Raw genomic sequence first — 16,466 nt, 5'->3', positions numbered from 1 at the left:
TGATATGAACCAAGACTATATTTCCTATATTCGCTCCAAGGTGGGGCATGATAGAGTTATCCTGAATTTTGCTGGTGGGATTCTGGCAGACGAGGAAGGTCGTGTGCTTCTGCAGTTGCGAGGCGATAAAAAAACATGGGCGATTCCTGGTGGAGCTATGGAGCTCGGGGAGACTTCTTTGCAAGCAGCCGTGCGCGAATTTCACGAAGAGACAGGCAATGCTGTTGAAGCCAAGCGCTTGCTGAATGTTTATACTAATTTTGATGAATCTTATCCTAATGGTGACAAAGTTCAGACGGTTGTCTTTCTGTATGAACTGCAGGCATTGGAGAATGTTGATATTTCCAATTTTCACAATGAGGAAACACTGCGGTTAGGCTTTTTTTCTAAAGAAGAAATAGCAGAGCTGGAAAATGTATCGGATAAACACCGCCTGATGCTGGATGAGTATTTTTCGGACAGCTTTGCTATGGGGCTTTGATAGCTTACTATGAGCATGTCATTTATTTAGAGCAACATGCTACATAGTATAATTTAATTATTGTTTTACAATATTTCTTGACCTAGTTAAATTATTGTTTTATAATAATTGTAAGGATGAATTATCGTAAAACAATAAGGAGGTAAGCTATGAAGATGCGAATTTTGAAACAAGTAATAACCATAATTACTTGTTTGGTACAAATATTTTGTGCTTTCTGGTTTTTAGCTAGAGGTTTTGTAGCCATTGTCTTGATGATTTATAACTGGCAATCAACTGCTACCCCACTTGCAGAGTTATTAAGGGTATCTTATGAAATGATTTGGCTGGGTTTGCTTCCGATTTTGATCTTTGGTCTGATTCGTTCTTTTCTACACCGCATGCTAGTTCACCAGTTTTTTACGAACGAAAGTTATCGGATTAGTAAATATCTGTTGATTTTAGTTACTTGTTTACCTATTGGTAGTATTATATGGGATATTTTTATCGGTCAAAAATCTATACAGTCGTGGATAGATTTTGTAGATAATTTATTTCTGCCATATATTGATAGTCTGGCTTTGGTAATTGTTTTAGGGGTCTTGCATCTTGTCATAAAAAACGGGAAGACAATTCAAGAAGATGTTGATGGTTTTGTGTGATGGGAAAAATCAAAGTTAATTTAGATAAGGTATTGGAAGAAAAGGGTTTGACCTCTAAAGAATTGGCGGAAATTATTGGTATTACACAAGCAAATTTGTCCATTCTAAAAACAGGTAAGGCTAAAGGTATTCGTTTTGCAACCTTGCTGGCTATCTGCGAAACGCTGGATTGTCAGCCTGCTGATATTTTAGAGTATATTTCTGACTAATAAATAGAAGATAGAAAGGAGTTTTATGCCTGAATTACCTGAAGTGGAAACGGTTCGGCGCGGTTTGGAGCGTCTGGTTGTTGGCAAGACGATTAGGCAGGTGCAGGTCCGCTATGCCAAGATGATTGGCACGGGAGTGGATAGCTTTGTTCATGACTTGCCAGGTCAGACCATTGAAAAAATTGGCCGTCGGGGCAAGTATTTGCTCTTTTACCTGACGGACGGAGTGCTGGTTTCCCATCTGCGAATGGAAGGCAAGTATCTTTTTTATCCTGAAGCGGTGCCTGAGCGCAAGCATGCCCATGTCTTTTTCGAGATGACAGATGGTGGGACGCTTGTTTATGAGGATGTCCGCAAGTTTGGGACCATGGAGCTCTTGAGAAAGAATCAGCTGGAGGCTTATTTTACTGCTAGAAAGCTTGGTCCTGAGCCGACAGAGGCGGACTTTCTTTTGCCTCCTTTTGCAGCAGCTTTAGTTCGTTCCAAGAAGCCCATCAAACCTTATTTGCTGGAGCAGACCTTGGTCGTTGGTCTGGGCAATATCTATGTAGATGAGGCTCTTTGGCGGGTGCGGATTCATCCGGCAAGGCCAGCAGATAGTCTAAAGCCTGCTGAAGTCAAGCGGCTGCGTGAGCAGATTATAAAAGTTTTGCAGCTTGGGATTGAAAAGAGAGGATCGACCATTCGGACCTACCGCAATGCTTTGGGTGAGGATGGCACGATGCAGGATTTTCTGCAGGTCTATGGAAAGACTGGGCAACCCTGTGCTAGATGCGGCAGCCCGATTGAAAAAATTAAGCTGGGCGGACGAGGTACCCATCTCTGTCCTCATTGCCAGAAAGTGAGGTAGCTGTCATGGTAAGAATTATCGGCATCACTGGTGGCATTGCCTCGGGTAAGTCAACCGTGACAGAGTTTTTAAGGCAGCAGGGCTACCAAGTCATTGATGCGGATCAAGTAGTACATGAGCTTCAAGAGCCGGGGGAACGGCTTTATCAAGCTCTTTTATCCGCTTTTGGCTTATCTATCTTACAGGAAGATGGGCGCTTGGATCGGCCTAAGCTGGGAGCTATGATTTTTGGGAATCCTCAACTCTTGGCGCAGTCCAGTCAAATACAAAATCAGATTATCCGCGAGGAACTGGCTGGCAGGCGAGATTTGCTGGCAGAGACGGAAGACATCTTTTTTATGGATCTTCCCTTGCTGTTTGAGCTACAATATGAAGATTGGTTTGACCAGATCTGGCTGGTGGATGTGACGGTGGAAACTCAGCTCAGTCGTCTTATGACTCGAAATGCTCTCAGTCAGGAAGAGGCAGAAAAACGCATAGCAGCTCAGCTATCTCTTCGAGAAAAACGAAAGAGGGCGGATGTGCTGATAGATAATAATGGCTCGCTTGAGGAAACTCGACAGCAGATTCGCGATGCTTTGCAGAAATTAGAAAGAAGATGATTTATCACGACACAAGTAAATTGGAAACATAACCTGAAAGTCGCTTGGTTTGGGAACTTCCTAACAGGTGCCAGCATTTCTCTGGTGACGCCTTTTATGCCACTTTTCGTGGAGCAGCTGGGGGCTAGCGGTCATGAGGTGGAGTATTACGCAGGGCTAGGGATTTCACTCTCTGCAATTTCAGCGGGCTGCTCTCTCCTGTCTGGGGAAGTCTGGCCGACCGATATGGCCGTAAGCCTATGATGATACGTGCAGCTACTGCCATGCTTTTCACTATGGGAGGTATTGCCTTTGTACCCAATATTTTCTAGCTCTTGCTCCTACGCTTTCTAAACGGTGTTTTCGCTGGTTATGTTCCCAACAGCACAGCTCTGATTGCCAGTCAGGCTCCCAAGGAAAAAACGGGTTATGCTCTGGGAACTCTCTCGACCGGTGTCGTTGCGGGTAATCTTATGGGGCCGTTTATTGGCGGTCTGATTGCGGAGATGTTCGGTATCCGCAATGTCTTTCTTCTGATTGGCGGCTTTTTTCTAGTGGCAGCCTTGATGACCTTTTATTTGATTCGGGAGGATTTTGTGCCAGTGACCCGACAAGAAGAGGTAGGCTATAGGGAATTGCTGCGTCAACTCAGGTATCCTAAGATGCTGATGAATCTCTTTCTGACCAGCTTTGTTATCCAGTTTGCAGCTCAATCTATCAGCCCTATCCTTGCCCTCTATGTCAGAGAATTGGGGCAAAAGGAGAATCTGATTTTTGTTTCGGGTCTCATCGTTTCTAGCATGGGACTTTCCAGCATGATGAGCTCCAGTATTCTGGGGCGGTTAGGAGACCATATCGGCAATCATCGGCTTCTGGTGCTGGCTCAGTTCTATTCAATCCTGATTTATCTGCTCTGTGCCAATGCTGGCTCCCCTATGCAGCTGGGCTTTTATCGCTTTTTATTTGGTCTAGGAACAGGGGCGCTGATACCAGGTGTCAATGCTTTGCTAAGTAAGATAACACCCAAATTTGGAATCTCTAGGATTTTCAGCTATAATCAGATTTTCTTTTATCTGGGTGGGGTGGTCGGCCCTATGTCTGGATCGGTCATTGCGGCAGCCTATGGCTATCATTCAGTCTTTTATGCAACAGCAGGGCTGGTTGCCGTTAGTATGCTGGCCAATCTCTTTAGTTTTCGAAATTTATTTAAAAAGAAGGATATCTAGTGCGCGTTAAAATAAATTTAAAATGTTCCAGCTGCGGCAGTCAGAACTATCTGACCAGCAAAAATACTAAAACGCATCCGGAAAAAATTGAGGTCTTAAAGTATTGTCCCAAGGAAAGAAAAGTTACTTTACATCTTGAATCCAAGTAGATTTTATGATAAAATAGATAGGATTTTAAGGAGTTTTTATTTATGTACAACCTATTATTAACCATTTTAGTCATTTTATCAGCTATTATTGTCATTGCAATTTTCATGCAGCCAACCAAAAATCAGTCCAGCAACGTTTTTGATGCCAGTGCCAACGACTTGTTTGAACGTCCTAAGGCACGTGGTTTTGAAGCTGTGATGCAGCGTATGACGGGAATCATGATTTTCTTCTGGCTACTGATTGCATTGGTATTAGCAGTATTATCTAGTAAATAAAATGGGCTCTGACTTCGTCTTGGCCTATTTTTTAAGTTTTAAAGAGATTTAAAAGAGATGAAGAAAGAACTCATCAAGAGAAGAGGAATATGAAATCAGAAATCATTGAATATTTAAAAGACAGGCAGCAGGCTAGCGTAGATGAGCTGGCGGCTGCTTTGGGGAAAGAGTCTTCCAAGGACTTTAGTAGCTTGGTCAAGACTATCTCCCAGATGGAAAGAAAGCATCAGATTCGCTTTGATGACAAGGGACGGATTGAGCTTTATGAGAAGAAAAAGCAGGAGCGTCTGACGCTCAAGGGTGTTTTTCATGCCCACAAGAATGGCTTTGGCTTTGTCACCCTGAATGAGGAAGAGGATGACCTCTTTGTCGGCCGTAATGATGTCAATCATGCCATTGATGGCGATACAGTGGAAGTAGTCATTACCAAGGTGGCAGACCGTATCAAGGGAACATCAGCTGAGGCTAAGATTATCGATATTTTGGAGCACAGCCTGACGTCAGCGGTTGGTCAGCTGGTTCTGGATGAGGAAAAGCCCAAGTATGCGGGTTATATCCGCTCGAAAAATCAGAAAATAAGCCAGCCTATTTATGTCAAAAAACCAGCTATGGTTCTGGATGGTACAGAGGTGCTCAAGGTCGCTATTGACAAATATCCGACCAAGAAACACGATTTCTTTGTGGCTAGTCTGGTCGATGTGGTCGGTCATGTCAACGATCCAGGCATTGATGTACTGGAAGTGCTGGAGTCGATGGATATTGTCTCTGAGTTTCCAGAAAAGGTCTTGGAAGAAGCCGAGCGAGTTCCAGAGGCACCGACAGAGAGTGATTTGGCAGGGCGTATGGACCTGCGTGAAGAGATAACCTTCACCATCGATGGAGCGGATGCCAAGGACTTGGACGATGCTGTCCATATCAAGCGCCTGAAAAATGGCAACTTTGAGCTAGGCGTCCATATCGCAGATGTGTCCTACTATGTCAAAGAAGGTTCTGAGCTGGACAAGGAAGCCCTCAATCGGGCAACCTCTGTCTATGTGACCGACCGCGTGGTGCCTATGCTGCCAGAGCGCTTGTCCAACGGTATCTGCTCTCTCAATCCCAATGTGGATCGGCTGACCCAGTCGGCTATCATGGAGATTGATGCCAAGGGGCGCGTGGTCAAGCATACCATTACCCAGACTGTTATCAAGACGACCTTCCGCATGACCTACAGCGATGTCAACGACATCATAGCAGGAGATGAGGAAAAAGCTGGACAGTTCAAGGTCATTGTACCTAGCATTGACAGTATGGTCCAGCTGCATGAGATTCTGGAAAGCATGCGCTTTAAACGCGGTGCACTCAACTTTGACACCAAAGAAGCCAAAATCATGGTAAACAAAGAAGGACGGCCGGTGGATATTGTCCTGCGTCAGCGGGGGATTGCTGAGCGCATGATTGAGTCCTTTATGCTGGTGGCGAATGAGACGGTGGCTGAGCATTTTGCTAAGTTAAATCTGCCCTTCATCTATCGGATTCACGAGGAGCCTAAGGCGGAGAAGGTGCAGAAGTTTATCGACTACGCCTCTAGCTTTGGGATTCGGATATACGGAACGGCTAGCTCTATGAGTCAGCAGGCTCTGCAGGATATTATGGAATCGGTCAAAGACCAGCCTTATGAGGAAGTCCTGTCCATGATGCTTCTGCGCTCCATGCAGCAGGCTCGCTACTCTGAGCACAATCACGGTCACTATGGTCTGGCAGCGGAGTTTTATACGCATTTTACCAGTCCAATTCGCCGCTATCCGGACCTTTTGGTTCACCGGATGGTACGGAATTATAGCAAGTCTAAGGAAATAGCAGAGCATTTTGAGCAAGTGATTCCAGAGATTGCCAGTCAGTCTTCCAGCCGAGAGCGTCGGGCTATCGAGGCCGAGCGTGAAGTCGAAGCCATGAAGAAGGCTGAGTACATGGAAGAATTCGTTGGAGAAGAGTTTGACGGTGTGGTTTCAAGCGTGGTCAAGTTTGGACTCTTTGTGGAGCTCCCTAATACGGTCGAAGGCTTGATTCATGTTACTAACCTGCCAGAGTTTTACAGCTACAATGAGCGGACGATGACCCTGCAAGGAGAAAAGTCCGGCGTGGTCTTTAAGGTTGGTCAGCAGATTCGCATCAAGCTGGTCCGAGCGGATAAGGCTACGGGCGAGATTGACTTTGAATACCTGCCTAGTGAATTTGACCTGGTAGAAAAGACTAGCAAGAGTGGCAGAGGCAAGTCAGGCAGAAAGAGACGCCGTGAGGATGACAAGCGCAGCCATTCTTCCAAAGAAAAAGGCTACAGAGATAAGAAAGATAAGAAGTCCAAGAAAGGCAAGAGCCAGAAGGCATTTTACAAGGAACTAGTCAAGAAAGGAGCCAAGCATGGCAAAGGGAGAAGGAAAGGTCGTCGCGCAAAATAAAAAGGCCAGACACGACTACACCATCGTGGATACCATCGAGGCTGGCATGGTGCTGACTGGGACAGAAATCAAGAGTGTCCGTGCTGCCCGCATCAATCTCAAAGACGGCTTTGCTCAGATTAAGAACGGTGAGGCCTGGCTCAGCAATGTCCATATCGCGCCTTATGAAGAGGGAAATATCTGGAACCAAGAGCCTGAACGTCGCAGAAAGCTGCTGCTGCATAAGAGGCAGATCCAAAAGCTGGAGCAGGAGATCAAGGGAACTGGTATGACGCTGGTGCCGCTCAAGGTCTATCTCAAGGACGGCTATGCCAAGCTCCTCCTGGGCTTAGCCAAAGGGAAGCACGACTACGACAAGCGCGAGTCCATCAAACGCCGCGAGCAAAACCGCGACATCGCAAGACAAATGAAGAACTTTAATACAAGATGAAAGACTGGGTGACCGGTCTTTTTTTATTTTAGGGAGCAAGTTTTCCAGTTATTCGATTGTCTTCGATGACTTTTCTAATTTTAAAAAAAGAAGTGAGCATAATAGTTGATAAGTAACCATCCAGATGATATACTTATTCTTGTATCAGATACAAGTTTATGAAAAAGGAGTTTCTATGGATACAAAATTCTCAGTGGCTTTGCATATCTTGACAATGATTAGTGAGAGTAGGGAGACTTTGAGTTCGCAAAACTTAGCGACGAGTGTAGGAACTAATTCTAGCTATATTCGAAAAGTCATTACCTTGTTGAAAAATGCAGGTTTGATTATTTCTCATCAAGGTAAATCGGGCTACCAACTCAGCAAAACTCCTAAGAAGATGAGTTTACTTGAGATTTATTATGCGACCCAAGAAGTTAAGCACATTAGTTTGTTTCAAATGCATCAGAACGCTAATCAAGAATGTCCTGTCGGACAAAATATTCAAGAAGCAGTCTCGCCAATTTTCGCTAGCACAGAAGCTCAGCTAGAAAAAGCACTAAGCCATCAAACATTAGATGATGTCATCAATAATTTATATAAAACAGCTAATCAAGTTCGAAACTGACTTGTAAAATCTTAGTTTTAAAAACAAAAATACAGTCTTGCACTTGATGCAAAGAAGATAAAGGATAGAAAAGAGATTATAATGAAAGCAGCACTACATACAAAATACGACAAAAAGAACATCAACCTTACGATAACAGAAACAGCAAAGCCTATCATTGCAGATAATCAAGTTTTGATTAAGGTCACTGCAGCGGGAGTCAATCCTTTGGACAATATGATTTCCCGAGGAGAAGTGAAGATGATTGTCCCTTACAAATTGCCGCAAACAGCTGGGAATGAAGTTGTTGGAGTTGTTGAAGAACTTGGAAGCCGTGTCAGCAACTTCAAGCTTGGCGACCGTGTTTTTGCTCGCCTCCCACTTGATTATATCGGAGCTTTTGCAGAATATGTTGGCGTAGATAGTGAAGCCTTGGCAAAAGTTCCAGAATATTTGACAGACATAGAAGCGGCTGCGGTGCCTTTGACGGCTTTGACTATTATGCAAGCCCTTGAGCTTATGGGAGCTCAAGCTGGTAAAACAATCTTCATCTCTGGAGGTACAGGTGGTGTTGGTGGCATGGCGATTCCTATTGCTAAAGCAAAAGGCTTGAAAGTCATCACGAATGGTGCTGCCGTTAACGCTGAGCGTGTCTTGAAACTGGGGGCAGATCGCTTTATTGATTACAAGACGGAGGATTATACAAAAACTGTCAGCGATGTGGACTATGTTTTGGATACACTTGGTGGTTCTGAAACAGAGAAGCAAATGTCTATCATGAAAAAAGGTGGACACTTGGTTTCTCTTCGAGCGATGCCAAATGGTGCTTTTGCTAAACGTATGAACTTGCCAAAATGGAAACAAATCTTGCTAGGACTTGCTGGTCGTAAGTTTGATAAGATGGCTGAGAAGTATGGTGTTCATTATCATTTTATCTTTGTTGAAAGTAATGGTGCTCAATTACAAGAAGTGGCAGATATTTTCAGTAAGCTTGAAATCAAACCATCTATTGATACAGTTTACCCGTTTGATGAGGTGAATGCTGCTCTCGACAAGGTTGCGAATGGACGTTCACGTGGGAAAACAGTTCTCAGCTTTGAATAATTAGAAAGAAGTTTATGTCTTACATTACAACAAAAAATCAATGCATCTCTGTTGCCGGCAATCAAATTGCCTATCGTGAACTTAGCAAGGGTAAGTCTGACTTTCCGCTTGTTATGTTAGTTCACTTGGCTGCGACCTTGGACAATTGGGATCCAAAACTTTTAGATTTGATTGCGAAAGAGCATCATGTCCTTGTCTTAGACCTACCAGGTGTTGGGGCAAGTCAGGGAAAAGTTGCAACGACTATCCCAGGCATGGCAGAGCAAACCATCGCCATTATAAGTGATTTAGGTTACAATCGTATCAACCTTTTAGGACTGTCTATGGGCGGTATGATTGCTCAAGAAATAGTTCGTATGGATTCTGATTTGGTTAATTGTCTTATTTTGGCAGGAACTGGTCCTCGAGGTGGATTTGAAATGGATAAGGTTACCGGAAAAACATTCAAATATATGTTTAAAGCTGCCCTTGAGCGTATTGACCCAAAACGCTATATTTTTTATAATCATGATGAGCAAGGTAAAGTAGAAGCTTTGAAGGTTTTAGATCGTATGGGCGCGCGGACTGAGCAATTTAAGGACAAAGACATGAAAATTTCTGGTTTCTTAACGCAGCTCAAGGCAATCAAGGCTTGGGGCCAAGCTCCACAAGACGATCTGAAATATATCACTCAACCAACCTTAATTGTGAATGGTGATAAGGATATGCAAGTCCCAACAGAAAATTCTTATGCTATGCATGAAAAGGTAGAAGGAAGCAAACTTCTTATCTATCCAAATGCTGGACATGGTTCTATTTTCCAATATGCGGATGAATTCTCAAAGGAATTGTTGAGGTTTTTAGCAGCATAAAATAGTCAAAATGGTAGGGTTAAAAAAAGGACATAGCAACTTTCATACAAGATGAAAGACTGGGTGACCGGTCTTTTTTAGTTTTATATTAGTGATTTTCATCTACAGTAGCTGTCTTAAATTGTTTATTGTCAAATTTACTAAACAGAAAAGTTCTGACCACTTTGCCACTTGTCAAGTCTGTGCTTTTCGAGTATGATAAAGACAGTTAGATTATTCGGAGCTTGGCTTTTAGAGAAAGGATTTTTTATGACAAAAGAATTGCTAGCCTATAAACGCATGCCGCTGTGGACGGCTGAGACCATGCCAGAAGCGGTAAAGAGAAAGCACAATACCAAAGAGGGAACTTGGGGCAAAATCACTGTTCTCAAGGGACGCCTTAAGTTTGTCGAAATGTCAGAGGAAGGTGAGGAGCTGGCTGAGCACATCTTTGAAGCTGGTCAGGACAATCCTTTTGCCCAGCCCCAAGCTTGGCATCGGGTCGAAGCCTTGACAGATGATTTGGAGTGGTATTTGGAGTTTTACTGTCGGCCTGAGGATTATTTTCCAAAGAAATACGGCAGCAATCCAGTGCACTCAGAGGTTTTGGAAGCCATGCAGACAGTCCGACCAGGGCGGGCGCTTGATTTGGGCTGTGGTCAAGGTCGTAATGCTCTTTTTCTGGCCAAGCAAGGTTTTGAAGTGACGGCTGTAGATCAGAATGAGCTGGCACTGGAGATCTTACGTAGCATTGTGGAGCAGGAGGATTTAGATCTGCTAGTGGGTAGCTACGACATCAACTCAGCTAGTCTGACTCAGACTTATGATTTGATTGTTTCAACCGTTGTCCTGATGTTTCTGCAGGCGGAGCGGATTCCGGATATTATCCGAAATATGCAAGATCATACAGCGCTTGGTGGCTACAATCTCATCGTCTGTGCTATGGACACAGAAGACTTCCCATGCTCTGTTCCCTTTCCTTTTACTTTTAAGGAAGGCGAGCTTGCCGAGTATTACAAGGACTGGGAGCTGGTTAAGTACAATGAAAATCCTGGTCACCTCCATCGCCGTGATGAAAACGGCAATCGAATTCAGCTGCGCTTTGCGACGATGCTGGCTAAAAAGGTTCAGTAGATGGTGTAGGACAGAAGTTGATTTTGGAAAATTTAACTTTACCAACTTATTTTGAGGTTCTGGTTTAAAAGGTCTGGGAGACAATTTAAAATGTCTCAGCCTCAATATTTTTTGAACATAATAAAGCTAGACTGAGGCGTTTTTGTCTCAGTCTTTTTTTATTTTAGTAAAAAACTTTAGAAATATTTTAGAATTTCTTGAGAAATATCTGAAGTTTGGTCGTTATACTAGAAAGTGCAAGGGGGAGAGAAAAGTGCTGGAAGCAACAGGACAGCTGGTAGGAAACTTTAGTTTTTCTTTAAGTGTGAGTCTAGAGCAGATCACTTTTAAAAGCAGACTGAATGACCTTATTCTCTCCTCTTGCGGCAAATTTTTCCAGACCTTCAGTTTTCTGTTGACGAGGAAAAAAGAATATGTTAAAGTAAATGAGTAAAATAAAAAAGTCAATTATATTTTACTTAATATAAAAGGAGGAACTCATGAAGAAAAGAACGAAAATCATTCTAACTTCTACTTTGACTGTGACCGGCCTAATCTTGGCTGCCGGTGGCTACTGGGCTTATAAGACCTTTGTCCCTCAGGAGACACCGATTGATAAGAATGCCACAGTGAGGACCAATTACTATCAGGCCATCAATAAAAAATGGCTGGAAAAGGCAGAAATCCCTAGCGACCAGCCGTCTAACGGTGTGTTTTATGAGTTGAACGAGCAGGTCAAGGATAAGATGAAGGCGGATGTCAAAAATCTAGTCTCTGGTAAAGAAGAGTCAACGATTGAAGGCATGCCTGAGTTTATCAAATACTATCAGCAAGCGACGGACTTCAAGCAGCGGGAAAAGGATGGCCTAGCCCCTCTCAAGTCCTATCTCAAGGAAATTGAAGACTTGTCCGATCTAAAGGACCTAGCTAGCAAGGCTGTTGACTGGGAAAAACGCGGTTTGGCTCTGCCGTTTACTTTTGAAATTAGTTCTAACCTAGAAAATACCAATCAGAAACAAGTGAATCTGTCCAGTCCAAGTCTTATGCTACCGGATAAGAGCTACTATGAAGATGAAGATGCTAAGAAAAGGATGATGGATCCGCTGGAAAAAGCATTCAAAGAAGCCTTGCAAAAGCTGGGCTATAGTGAAAAAGACAGCGAAAAGATTGTCAAAGAAGCCTTAGAATTTGATGGAGAATTGGCCAAGTATGCCCAAAGTAATGAAGAAACTTCAGAAATTAAAAATCTTCACCATCCTAAGACGGCAGAAGACATCAATGCCTACTCGGATACCTTTAAGTTTCACGATATTATCAATGACTATCTAGGCCAGGAAGCTGGTGATGTCAATGTACCTAACCCTAAGTATTATGAAAATTTTGCCAAAGTAGTCAACGACAAGAACTTTGCCAAGCTCAAATCTTGGATGCTTGTGAAGCAGGCAGCATCAGCATCTAGTTTTCTAACCGATGACTATCGGCTGATTTTTGCAGAGTACCAAAAATCCTTGCAAGGTACTAAGGAAGCAACTTCAAAGGAAGATGCAGCATACAATCTGACAACAGGAACTTTTTCAGATGTCTTTAGTCTTTACTATGGCCGCAAATATTTCGGTGAGGAAGCCAAGCAAGAAGTGACCCAAATGGTCAAGGATATCAAGGAAGTCTATCGAGAACGTATGCTGAAAAACGAATGGCTGTCAGAAGAAACCAAGCAGAAGGCAGTCAAGAAGCTGGATACGATGAAACTCTATATCGGCTATCCTGAAAAAGTTCGCGAAGTGACTAAGGCCTTAAAAGTAGATGATAAAAAATCCTTCTTTGAAAATGCAATTGCTTTGAGTCAAGCAAAACATCAATATGATGTTGAGCACTTCTCTGAGCCAGTAGACAAGACCGAGTGGCTGATGCCTTCCTATGATATCAACGCTTACTACTCACAGGAAAATAACAGTATCAACTTCCCAGCCGCAATCCTGCAGAATCCATTCTTTGATGTTAAGCAAGAAATGGAAAAGAACTATGGTGGTATCGGTATGGTTATTGGTCACGAGATTACTCACGCCTTCGACTCAAACGGTGCAAACTTTGATGAAGAGGGGAATTTGAACAATTGGTGGACAGAAGCAGATAAGAAAGCTTTTGACAAGAAAATTGAAGCTGTTACCAAGCAGTGGGATGGTATTGAAATCTACGGTGGCAAGGTCAACGGCAAGCTTACGGTAACAGAAAATGTAGCCGATGCCGGTGGACTTTCAGCTACTCTCGAAGTTGTTAAAAAGAAATATCCAGATGCGGACTTGAAGAATTACTTTGAAAACTATGCCAATATCTGGAGAAGCAAGGCCAGTCTGCAATTTAACCAACTTCTCCTGAAGGTAGATGTTCATGCTCCTTCCGAGCTGCGGGTCAACCAGCAACTCAAAAATGTAGAGGCCTTCTATGAAACCTATCCAGAAATCAAAGAAGGTGATGCCATGTATCTGGCTCCAGATAAGCGGGTCAGCGTATGGTAAAATTGCTTGTCTAGGAAAAGATGAGAAAATAATATAAGTTATGAAGCACAACCAGTTTGGTAATAGGAGAGAAGTTTGTCCTTTTTCTCCTATCCATTCTTTCCTGCAATACTTGCGCGGCTGCGGTTTGTGCCTCCGCAGCCACGTGTCTTTAAAGTCAGATTTTATCTGGCTTTTTTCTATTTTAAAATGAATTATTTATCTAGTAAATCTTACATGTCAAAAAAAATGAAATCGCTTGCAAAACCTGGAGTAAAAGGCTATACTGAATATAGTATTTAATTTTGTAATTTTTTACAAAAAAACAAAGGAGATATTTTTATGAAAAAAATATTGTTTCGTTCCTTGTTAGCTCTTTCGACCATTTTTCTCTTTCCTTTCCAAGTGGTCGAAGCCTGCACAGGATTTATCGTCGGGAAAGACCTGACGGCAGACGGAACGACGCTTTACGGTCGGACGGAGGACTTGGAGCCCAATCACAATAAGGTCTTTCTGGTTCATCCGAGAAAGACCAATGCGAGTGGTGCCAAGCTGGTCGATGAAACCAACGGCTTTGAATGGACCCTGCCGGCAGAAAGCTACAAGTATACCTCGGTATCAGATGTGACCCCATCCCAAGGTATTTTTGACGAGGTTGGCTTCAATGAATACGGTGTTTCCATTTCTGCGACAGTTTCTGCCAAGGCCAATGATGCCATTCAAAAGGTGGACCCTTATGTAGAAAATGGCTTGGCTGAGTCTATCCTGACAACTGTCGTTCTGCCTCATGTTCAGACTGCCCGTCAGGGTGTGGAGCTGATGGCACAGATTGTCAGAGAGCAGGGAGCAGCAGAGGGGAATATTATCACCATTGCTGACAAGACCGGTGTCTGGTATATGGAAATCCTATCTGGCCACCAATATGTTGCTATTAAATTCCCAGATGACAAGTATGCTGTTTTTCCTAATACTTTCTTCTTGGGCAGTGTTGACTTTGATGATACGGAAAATGTCATTGCTTCAAAAGGTGTTCAGGATGTAGCCAAGCAAGCTAATTCTTATAAAGAAATTGACGGTAAATTCCATATTTCTCAGTCCTACAATCCACCGATGGCAGAGGCAGATCGTTCACGTGCCTGGGCTGGTATTACTAGTCTGGACCCAAATGCAGCTGTGTCTTATGATGATCCTTACTTTGACCTCATGCACTCTACAGACAGAAAGATTAGTGTAGCAGATGTCATGGCTATGCAGCGCAATCGCTTTGAGGGCACTCAGTTTAAGCCGCTGGACCAAATGGAGCTAGATGGTAAGGGGCTGCCACAACGCGGTACGACAGATCCTGTTTACAAATATCCGCTGGGCAATCCAAATGTCATGGAAGCTCATATCTTCCAGCTCAAAGACGGTGTTCCAGCCAATATGGGCGGAGGCACTATGTGGCTGGCGGTAGGCAGTCCGCGCTTCTCACCTTACCTGCCTTATAATGGTAACATCACTGATACTTATGATGCCTATAAGGTCAATACAACGAGCTACAGTCCAGACTCTTGGTACTGGGTAGCTTCTCATATCTATGATATGGCGGCCAAGCATCAGGACCTCTTTGGCACTTCTGTCCAAGACAAGTGGAAAGCCTTGGAAGCCCGCTTTATTGAGGAGCAAAATGCTCTAGATGCAGCCAATGCAGCTCTGCCAGACTCTTCGTCCAAAGTTACTGAGGAAACACAAGCTCGAGCAGCGCAAGTCTTTAAGGAAATGAAAGAGCTAGAAGCTGAAATGGAAGCTAAAATCAAGGAAGCAACAAAAACTACTCCTTCCAGCTCCAGCCAAGATTCTAGCAGCTCTTCGTCATCTCAAAGATCGTCAAGTTCTTCCTCTTTAGCAACTTCTAGTAGTTTTGACACACGGACAGAAGTCAATGTAGAAGATGACAGCTTGGTGGATGTCGCAACTGGCATTCGCTTGAAAAATGCTGATTTGGTCAAGGCTGGTCTTCAGCTGTCAGTGAAAAAACTGGAAAGCAAGATTCAGCCGACAGATACTTATGACATTCGCTTGACCGATCCGAATGGTCAGCCGGTACATCAGGTCAGTCCAACTCTTGTGACGATCCCAGTCCGCAAAGACCTGCCAGTAGATGCCGTCTATGCTCTGGATGAAAATGGCAAGCAGGTTGAGAAATTTGATGTAACGGTTAATCAAAACCAGACTATCAGCTTCACGACCAATCATTTCTCTGTTTACCAAGTGCAGTATCGAAATGAGCAGTCCGTCAAGGCTAAGAAAAAAGACCTGCCATCAACAGGTGAGCAAGTCACCATCATGGGCCTTGCTGGCTTGATTATCCTAGCAGGAGTCTTCTTCCTTTTGAAGAAAACAAAGAAAAACTAATCTAAAATAAAAAGAAGGCCGAGCATTCAGTTCGGCCTTTCTTAGTGGAAAAAACGACTTTTGTCTAGGTTATCCTTCAAGCTAGAGCCCTTATCTCAAATAATCATAGTTATAAGTAGTCAAAATTATATCAGTGAGTTCTTCAGGTTCTTCCTGAGCTCCGCCGGCTATCCAAAGAGAAATAATCCCCTCAACACTGGATAGGAAGATTTCCAAGGCGTATTTCTGAGGAATCTGAAAGTTCTCCTCTAAAAAACGCTGGGTAGCACCTTTTTGCTTATCACTCAGAATGATAGTGGTTATGTACTCTCGAATAGCTTCGCGAAAGTCAATATAATGGCTTCTGGTCAGGGCATTGATTAGACGCTCATTGGCACGCAGTATATGAAATTTTGCTATCATTAACTTTTTGGGATATTCGTTCTCCACTTCAAACATGCTATAACTAGAAAGTTGGGAAATAATTTCGCTTTTGAGACTATCAACCATCTGATACTTATCTTGGTAGTGGAGGTAGAAGGTGCCGCGGTTAATCCCAGCCCGCTTGCAGAGCTTGCTGATAGAGATATTATCAAATCTTTCCTCTGATAGTAGCTGGATCAAGGCTTCTTTGATGTCTTCCTTGGTACTAGTTTTTCGTTTCTGGACCATTTTGCTTCCTTT

16 protein-coding genes and 1 pseudogene are annotated in these 16,466 nt (G+C 43.4%); 16 read left to right on the top strand and 1 reads right to left on the bottom strand.

Annotated features, from left to right (window positions below):
* Positions 1-4 precede the first annotated feature (4 nt).
* The 16 genes and pseudogenes from K4I03_RS03720 (at position 5) to K4I03_RS03645 (ending at position 15,803) form a co-directional block, all read left to right on the top strand.
* Complete coding sequence (locus K4I03_RS03720; RefSeq protein ID WP_227963773.1) at positions 5-481, top strand: NUDIX hydrolase; 477 nt, start codon at positions 5-7, stop codon at positions 479-481.
* Positions 482-630: 149 nt separating this feature from the next.
* Positions 631-1,122, top strand: a complete 492-nt coding sequence (locus K4I03_RS03715; RefSeq protein ID WP_227963772.1) for a hypothetical protein — start codon at positions 631-633, stop codon at positions 1,120-1,122.
* Positions 1,122-1,331: a helix-turn-helix domain-containing protein gene (locus K4I03_RS03710; protein WP_002912962.1), complete on the top strand. Its 210-nt coding sequence runs from the start codon at positions 1,122-1,124 to the stop codon at positions 1,329-1,331. Before K4I03_RS03715 ends, K4I03_RS03710 begins: the two co-directional genes overlap by 1 nt.
* Before the next feature lie 25 nt (positions 1,332-1,356).
* A complete protein-coding gene (gene mutM, locus K4I03_RS03705; protein ID WP_227963771.1) occupies positions 1,357-2,181 on the top strand; it encodes a DNA-formamidopyrimidine glycosylase in 825 nt (274 codons plus the stop codon).
* 5 nt (positions 2,182-2,186) lie between these two features.
* A complete protein-coding gene (gene coaE / locus K4I03_RS03700) occupies positions 2,187-2,783 on the top strand; it encodes a dephospho-CoA kinase (protein ID WP_227963770.1) in 597 nt (198 codons plus the stop codon).
* Positions 2,784-2,816: 33 nt separating this feature from the next.
* A pseudogene (locus K4I03_RS03695) lies at positions 2,817-3,988 on the top strand (multidrug efflux MFS transporter).
* Positions 3,988-4,137, top strand: a complete 150-nt coding sequence (gene rpmG / locus K4I03_RS03690) for a 50S ribosomal protein L33 (protein ID WP_072074309.1) — start codon at positions 3,988-3,990, stop codon at positions 4,135-4,137. The pseudogene K4I03_RS03695 and the gene rpmG overlap by 1 nt, the downstream one beginning before the upstream one ends.
* Before the next feature lie 42 nt (positions 4,138-4,179).
* Entirely contained in the window at positions 4,180-4,413 is a 234-nt protein-coding gene (gene secG, locus K4I03_RS03685) for a preprotein translocase subunit SecG (RefSeq protein WP_002894878.1), read from the top strand.
* Positions 4,414-4,502: 89 nt separating this feature from the next.
* Positions 4,503-6,851, top strand: coding sequence for a ribonuclease R (gene rnr / locus K4I03_RS03680; RefSeq protein ID WP_227963769.1), 2,349 nt, complete (start codon positions 4,503-4,505; stop codon positions 6,849-6,851).
* Positions 6,814-7,281: an SsrA-binding protein SmpB gene (gene smpB, locus K4I03_RS03675; RefSeq protein WP_227963768.1), complete on the top strand. Its 468-nt coding sequence runs from the start codon at positions 6,814-6,816 to the stop codon at positions 7,279-7,281. Before rnr ends, smpB begins: the two co-directional genes overlap by 38 nt.
* A gap of 175 nt (positions 7,282-7,456) precedes the next feature.
* Positions 7,457-7,888, top strand: coding sequence for an Rrf2 family transcriptional regulator (locus K4I03_RS03670; protein WP_223311702.1), 432 nt, complete (start codon positions 7,457-7,459; stop codon positions 7,886-7,888).
* An 81-nt stretch (positions 7,889-7,969) separates the two neighbouring features.
* The gene (locus tag K4I03_RS03665; RefSeq protein ID WP_227963767.1) at positions 7,970-8,971 is read left to right on the top strand and encodes an NADP-dependent oxidoreductase; all 1,002 of its coding nucleotides are present in this window, start codon (positions 7,970-7,972) and stop codon (positions 8,969-8,971) included.
* Positions 8,972-8,985: 14 nt separating this feature from the next.
* A complete protein-coding gene (locus tag K4I03_RS03660) occupies positions 8,986-9,822 on the top strand; it encodes an alpha/beta fold hydrolase (RefSeq protein WP_227963766.1) in 837 nt (278 codons plus the stop codon).
* Between the two features lie 249 nt (positions 9,823-10,071).
* Complete coding sequence (gene tehB / locus K4I03_RS03655; RefSeq protein ID WP_227963765.1) at positions 10,072-10,935, top strand: SAM-dependent methyltransferase TehB; 864 nt, start codon at positions 10,072-10,074, stop codon at positions 10,933-10,935.
* Between the two features lie 479 nt (positions 10,936-11,414).
* Entirely contained in the window at positions 11,415-13,430 is a 2,016-nt protein-coding gene (locus K4I03_RS03650) for a M13-type metalloendopeptidase (protein ID WP_227963764.1), read from the top strand.
* A 321-nt stretch (positions 13,431-13,751) separates the two neighbouring features.
* Entirely contained in the window at positions 13,752-15,803 is a 2,052-nt protein-coding gene (locus tag K4I03_RS03645; protein ID WP_227963763.1) for a C69 family dipeptidase, read from the top strand.
* A gap of 90 nt (positions 15,804-15,893) precedes the next feature.
* On the opposite strand, the gene K4I03_RS03640 is transcribed toward K4I03_RS03645, so the two are convergent.
* Positions 15,894-16,454 (bottom strand): TetR/AcrR family transcriptional regulator, encoded by a 561-nt coding sequence (locus K4I03_RS03640; RefSeq protein WP_227963762.1) that lies wholly within the window; start codon positions 16,452-16,454, stop codon positions 15,894-15,896.
* Positions 16,455-16,466: the final 12 nt, after the last annotated feature.

It is taken from the genome of Streptococcus sanguinis (genome assembly GCF_020729725.1).
GTDB classification, from domain to species: domain Bacteria; phylum Bacillota; class Bacilli; order Lactobacillales; family Streptococcaceae; genus Streptococcus; species Streptococcus sanguinis_V.
Note: the sequence above shows the minus strand (reverse complement) of the source record. Positions and strands in the feature narration are given on the sequence as shown.

Excerpts from the sequence above, each read along its gene's own strand:
- K4I03_RS03640 (WP_227963762.1), bottom strand. The coding sequence starts at position 16,454 with ATGGTCCAGAAACGAAAAACTAGTACCAAGGAAGACATCAAAGAAGCC.
- K4I03_RS03645 (WP_227963763.1), top strand. The coding sequence starts at position 13,752 with ATGAAAAAAATATTGTTTCGTTCCTTGTTAGCTCTTTCGACCATTTTT.
- coaE (WP_227963770.1), top strand. The coding sequence starts at position 2,187 with ATGGTAAGAATTATCGGCATCACTGGTGGCATTGCCTCGGGTAAGTCA.
- K4I03_RS03660 (WP_227963766.1), top strand. The coding sequence starts at position 8,986 with ATGTCTTACATTACAACAAAAAATCAATGCATCTCTGTTGCCGGCAAT.
- tehB (WP_227963765.1), top strand. The coding sequence starts at position 10,072 with ATGACAAAAGAATTGCTAGCCTATAAACGCATGCCGCTGTGGACGGCT.
- K4I03_RS03715 (WP_227963772.1), top strand. The coding sequence starts at position 631 with ATGAAGATGCGAATTTTGAAACAAGTAATAACCATAATTACTTGTTTG.
- K4I03_RS03665 (WP_227963767.1), top strand. The coding sequence starts at position 7,970 with ATGAAAGCAGCACTACATACAAAATACGACAAAAAGAACATCAACCTT.
- secG (WP_002894878.1), top strand. The coding sequence starts at position 4,180 with ATGTACAACCTATTATTAACCATTTTAGTCATTTTATCAGCTATTATT.
- K4I03_RS03650 (WP_227963764.1), top strand. The coding sequence starts at position 11,415 with ATGAAGAAAAGAACGAAAATCATTCTAACTTCTACTTTGACTGTGACC.
- K4I03_RS03720 (WP_227963773.1), top strand. The coding sequence starts at position 5 with ATGAACCAAGACTATATTTCCTATATTCGCTCCAAGGTGGGGCATGAT.
- K4I03_RS03670 (WP_223311702.1), top strand. The coding sequence starts at position 7,457 with ATGGATACAAAATTCTCAGTGGCTTTGCATATCTTGACAATGATTAGT.
- mutM (WP_227963771.1), top strand. The coding sequence starts at position 1,357 with ATGCCTGAATTACCTGAAGTGGAAACGGTTCGGCGCGGTTTGGAGCGT.
- smpB (WP_227963768.1), top strand. The coding sequence starts at position 6,814 with ATGGCAAAGGGAGAAGGAAAGGTCGTCGCGCAAAATAAAAAGGCCAGA.
- rnr (WP_227963769.1), top strand. The coding sequence starts at position 4,503 with ATGAAATCAGAAATCATTGAATATTTAAAAGACAGGCAGCAGGCTAGC.
- K4I03_RS03710 (WP_002912962.1), top strand. The coding sequence starts at position 1,122 with ATGGGAAAAATCAAAGTTAATTTAGATAAGGTATTGGAAGAAAAGGGT.